Origin of the sequence: Frankia gtarii (assembly GCF_025403375.1) — a bacterium.
In the GTDB taxonomy this organism is placed as follows: domain Bacteria; phylum Actinomycetota; class Actinomycetes; order Frankiales; family Frankiaceae; genus Frankia; species Frankia gtarii.
In genome coordinates, this window is record NZ_JAMPTM010000562.1 from 1 (window position 1) to 1068 (window position 1068).

1 protein-coding gene is annotated in these 1068 nt (G+C 78.7%); it reads right to left on the minus strand.

What is annotated here, in order from left to right; all coding sequences use genetic code 11:
* On the minus strand, positions 1-1068 hold a 1068-nt coding region (locus tag NBZ83_RS32300; RefSeq protein ID WP_261576532.1), incomplete at both ends, for a DNA polymerase.

Sequence of the window (1068 nt, forward strand, 5' to 3'; positions counted from 1 at the left end):
GGTCAGGCCCCGGGGTGGGCGCGGCGCGGGGGCGAGGCGGATGCGCCGGCCGCCGTAGGTGCGCAGGTCGCGGCCGGCACGGCCGGCGGCGTCGGCGTCGTCGAGGTAGGCCAGCGCGGTCGGGTAGGCGCGGCGCATCCGGCGCAGGGCCTCGCCGGCCGAACCGGTGGTCTGGCCGTACATCGCGGCGAGCACCGCGATCTTGGCCTGCGGCCGGTCGCGGCCGAGCTGCACCGCGACGGGGGCGTACATGTCGTCGGCCCGGGTGGCCTCGGCGAGGGCGGGGTCGGCGGAGACGACGGCGAGTACCCGGGGTTCGATCTGGCCGAGGTCGGCGCGGACGAACACCCGGCCCGGTTCGGCGACGACGGCGACGCGCAGGTCGGCGGGCAGGTTGTGCAGGCCGGCCTGGGCGGTCATCCGCCCGGCGGCGCCGTCGCTGGCATGCCAGGCGCCGCGTAGTCGCCCGTCGGGGCCGACGTGGGTGTCGAGCCAGCGGTGGCCGTAGGTGGTGGCGATGCGTTCGGTGCGTCGCCAGGTCAGCAGCGCGGCGACGGCGGGATGGGCGTCGCGCAGCGGTTCGAGGCGGCCCGAACGGGTGTCGGGGACGTCGATGCCCACCGTGCGCAGGGCGGCCCGCACGGCGGCGGGGTTGCGCAGGTCGACGGGCCCGCGCAGGTGGGCGAGGACCGGGGCGTCGCGGCGGCGGCGGGCGGCGAGCTCGTCGGCGCCGGTGCGCGGTGGTGGGCCGATGAGCTCGCCGAGCAGTGTTTCGGCGACGGCGCGGTCGACGGGCAGGCCGTCGCGTTCGAGCTCGCGGACAAGCAGTTCCGCGGCGGATTCGGCGCGGGCGGTCAGGACCGCCAGGGTGATCCGGCCGGGGCGGGCGCGCCGGTCGGGGAGGCTGCCCAGCGCTGCCTGCTGACGGTCCTGGGTGTGCAGCGCGAGCGTGGCGAGGCTGGTGGCGCGGCGCAGCGCCTCGCCGGGCGTCGCGGCCCGGTGCAGCCAGCCGGCGTCGAGCTGGCCGTCCGCCGTCAGCGGCCCGTTGCCGAACGTGCCCCTGGTGCC